The sequence below is a fragment of the Pseudoduganella sp. RAF53_2 genome (genome assembly GCF_052113985.1).
Lineage (GTDB): Bacteria > Pseudomonadota > Gammaproteobacteria > Burkholderiales > Burkholderiaceae_D > Rugamonas.
This window is the reverse complement of sequence record NZ_JBFRDW010000837.1, coordinates 1-3,552: the sequence shown is the minus strand read 5'-3', so window position 1 is coordinate 3,552 and position 3,552 is coordinate 1. Positions and strand designations below refer to the sequence as shown.

Below are 3,552 nucleotides of genomic sequence, written 5' to 3'. Positions count from 1 at the left end.
GGCTCCAACAACGACCTGGCCACGGTCAGCTTCAGCCGCGGCAATACGCGCGTCAACTTCGAGCACGAGATGCCGGTGCTGAGCATCCAGGGCGCCGACTTCGTGAACGCGCCGATGCAGGTGTCCGGCTCCTGGTTCCAGGACGGCTACCAGAAGATGACCATCGACCAGGCCCAGGGCAGCGGCAGCCTGAAACTGATGGACAGCTCCAACCTGAACTTCGGCCTGTCCTTCAGCCGCGTGCGTAACCGGTCCGCCTTCCAGCAGGTGCAGAGCGATACCTGGGGCGGCGCGACCAAGGCTTCCGACTATCCGCAATCGCTGTTCGTGGCGGACGATCTGCGGAAATACTTCGGCAAGATGGATGGCGTGGATGATCCTGCGCTCTTCAACCAGATCCATACCTTCAACTTTGCCGCAATGCGCGAGGTTGCGGCGAAAGCGACCGGCAAGCCGGACCTCTACATGCCTAGCCTGGCCAATCCGGACTATGACCGCCGCACACGCGAGAATTCCAAGTCCGCGTACGCGCAATTCGTGACGGAATGGGACACGGCGATCCCGATGCACACCGGCATTGGCGTGCGTTTCGAGAAGACCGACGTGCTGGCCACCGCCTTGTCGGCCAAGCCGGTAGCGGTGACCTGGGTGTCGCAGAATGAGTTGCCGGTCAAATTCGACGGCAAAGTCTTCACCTCGCAGACGGGGTCCTACACCAATGTGCTGCCGAACGTGGACTGGGATGCCGACCTGCGGCAGGACATCAAGGTACGCGCCAGCTATGGCGTCACGATCGGGCGTCCGCGCTTTGACCAGATCCAGGGCGGCACCACCATTGGCGCCACTGCCAATGTGAATGGCGACTCGGCGTCCACCGGTAATCCGGCCCTGAAGCCAGTCAAGTCCAAGAACCTGGACCTGTCGGGCGAATGGTATTACGACGACCGCAGCGTGGTGTCGCTTGGCCTGTTCTACAAGAAGCTGAGTAACTACGCGGGCCAATCGGTCACCAATATTCCGCAAGCCGGGCTGCATACGCCGGTGGGCGGCAAGTATTGGAACGCGGCGCTGACGGCGGGTTGTATCAATACCGACACGGCTTGTATCCGTAACTTCATTTTCAAGAACTTCAACGGACAGCCAGGCGTGGTGCGTGGACCGGACAATGAGAAGGGTGAGATCACCGGCACCATTACGGGYCAGGACTTCGACCCGATCATCAATTTCCAGACCACCAGCTACGTCAACGCACAGTCGGCGAATCTGCATGGCGCGGAAATCAACTGGCAGCATATGTTCGGCAATAGCGGCTTCGGTATCCAGGCCAACTACACCTATGTGAAGTCGGGCCTGACCTATAACGACGGCGGCTTTGGCGACCAGTTTGCGCTGGTGGGCCTCGGCAATTCGGCCAACCTGATTGGTATCTACGAGGACAACAAGTGGAGTATCCGCGCGGCCTACAACTGGCGCGACAAGTTCCTCTCGTCGACCACTGACCTGGCTGGCCCGAACCCGCAGTACGTCGAGCCGTACGGCCAGCTGGACCTCAGCGTGGGCTATGCCTACAACAAGAACCTGAGCTTCCAGTTCGAGGTGATCAACCTCACCGACCAGCAGCAGCGCGTCCACGGCCGCACCGAAATGATGGTGCTCAGCCTCACGCAGTCCGGACCGCGCTATATGTTCGGGGCACGCTACAAGTTCTAAGCTCTAGTGGTGGTGCGGGGGCAGTGTGGTGCTGTCCCGGCATTTTTTCGCAGGCCGCTCCGGCGGCCTGCTTTTTGCGAAAGAGCCCATGAGCGCCCAGGAACTTCAGCATATCGTCATTGTCGGCGGCGGCTCGGCAGGATGGCTCACGGCCGGAGTGATCGCAGCCGAACACGCGGCACACGCGGGCGCGCGCCTGCATGTGACCTTACTTGAATCGCCCGATGTGGCACCGATTGGCGTAGGCGAGGGCACCTGGCCCAGCATGCGCGCGCTGGCGGCACATGCGTCCTGAAGCCGCGTTTGCGGACCTGGTCAGTTTCCAGCCGCAGCTTTGCCTGCACGGCCGCGCACCCAAGCAAGCCGGTACGCCTGAATTTGCGGCGGTGTCGAATTACGGCTACCACCTGGATGCTGGAAAATTCGGCAGCTTTCTGCGCAGGCACTGCACCGACAAGCTGCGCGTACGCCATATCACCGATCACGTGACTGCCGTTACCTCGCGGCCCAACGGCGATATCGGCGCCTTGCTGACGCGCCGTCATGGCGCCATCGAGGCCGATCTGTTCATCGATTGCACCGGCTCGCAGTCGCTGCTGCTCGGCCAGCACTTCGGCATTCCTTTGCTGCCGCAGCAACACATCCTGTTCAACGACAGTGCGATGGCGCTGCAGCTGCCTTATTCCGATGAGCGCGCACCGATCGCCTCGCAGACGCTGTCGACGGCGCAGGCCCATGGCTGGATCTGGGACATCGGCCTGCCAACACGGCGCGGCATCGGCTACGTGTATTCCAGCGCGCACAGCAGCGATGAACAAGCAGTGAATGCCTTGTACGGCTATTTGCGGCGCACCGGCAGCCAGCATGAGTTGCCGACGCCGCGCAAACTGTCGTTCCAGCCCGGCTACCGCGAGAAATTCTGGCATCGCAACTGCGTCGCGATCGGCCAGGCGGCCGGCTTCCTGGAACCGCTGGAAGCGTCGGCACTGGCCATGGTCGAATTGTCGGCCGCGACATTGGCCGATGCCATGCCGGCCAATCGCGCGGCAATGGACATCGCGGCGCAGCGCTTCAACGATGCCTTCCGCTATCGCTGGGAGCGCGTCATCGACTTCCTCAAGCTGCACTACGTACTGAGCAAGCGCGATGACACTGGTTATTGGCGCGAGAACCGTGAAGCGTCGTCAATTCCGGCACGGTTGCAGGAGCTGCTGCGTTTGTGGCGGCATCAGCCGCCTTCGCGCTACGACCTGCATCGCATCGAGGAAGTATTCCCGGCTGCCAGCTACCAGTACGTCCTGTACGGCATGGGTTTCGAGACCGACTATGGCGACGGGCGCCGCCGCTCGGACCGCCCCGATCTGGCTGACGCCTATTTCGCCGAAGCGCAATCGCTGACGCGCAAGATGCTGGCCGGCTTGCCTACCAACCGCGAACTGCTGGCGCACATTCAACGACATGGCCTGGCGCGGCGCTGATCCGCCCGGCCCTATAACAACAGAGACACCATGACCAATATCGTAATGCTTAATAACGTCGACCATCAGAACCTGCGCATCATCACCGAACGCGGGGAAAAGTATGGCGATAACGCGATGACCTGCGCCACCTTCCCGCGCGAGTTCCGCGACCTGCAAACCCATTACCCCATCGTGTTCCGCAAGACGGAAGATGGCTTCGGCTTCGAACCCGTGGCGCTGCTGGGATTCCAGGAAGACGAGAATCTGTATCTCGGTCCGCAGGGCTGGGATGTGAACTACATCCCGATGGCGATGGAGCGCCTGCCTTTCCTGATCGGACGCTCGGGCGAGCAGCTCAACATCCACATCGACATGGACAGCC

Annotated in this window: 4 protein-coding genes; all 4 read left to right on the top strand. The window is 61.5% G+C overall.

Annotation, left to right across the window (positions count from 1 at the left end):
- On the top strand, positions 1-1,710 hold a 1,710-nt coding region (locus AB4Z11_RS30135), incomplete at its 5' end, for a TonB-dependent receptor (RefSeq protein ID WP_442029623.1).
- A gap of 88 nt (positions 1,711-1,798) precedes the next feature.
- Positions 1,799-2,005: a tryptophan 7-halogenase gene (locus tag AB4Z11_RS30130; RefSeq protein ID WP_442029621.1), complete on the top strand. Its 207-nt coding sequence runs from the start codon at positions 1,799-1,801 to the stop codon at positions 2,003-2,005.
- Positions 1,995-3,188 carry a tryptophan 7-halogenase gene (locus tag AB4Z11_RS30125; protein WP_442029619.1) on the top strand — a complete coding sequence of 398 codons (1,194 nt, stop codon included), beginning with the start codon at positions 1,995-1,997 and terminating at the stop codon, positions 3,186-3,188. Before AB4Z11_RS30130 ends, AB4Z11_RS30125 begins: the two co-directional genes overlap by 11 nt.
- A gap of 30 nt (positions 3,189-3,218) precedes the next feature.
- Positions 3,219-3,552, top strand: a 334-nt coding sequence (locus AB4Z11_RS30120) for a SapC family protein (RefSeq protein ID WP_442029617.1), incomplete at its 3' end; no start/stop codon positions are given.

Excerpts from the sequence above, each read along its gene's own strand:
- AB4Z11_RS30125 (WP_442029619.1), top strand. The coding sequence starts at position 1,995 with ATGCGTCCTGAAGCCGCGTTTGCGGACCTGGTCAGTTTCCAGCCGCAG.
- AB4Z11_RS30130 (WP_442029621.1), top strand. The coding sequence starts at position 1,799 with ATGAGCGCCCAGGAACTTCAGCATATCGTCATTGTCGGCGGCGGCTCG.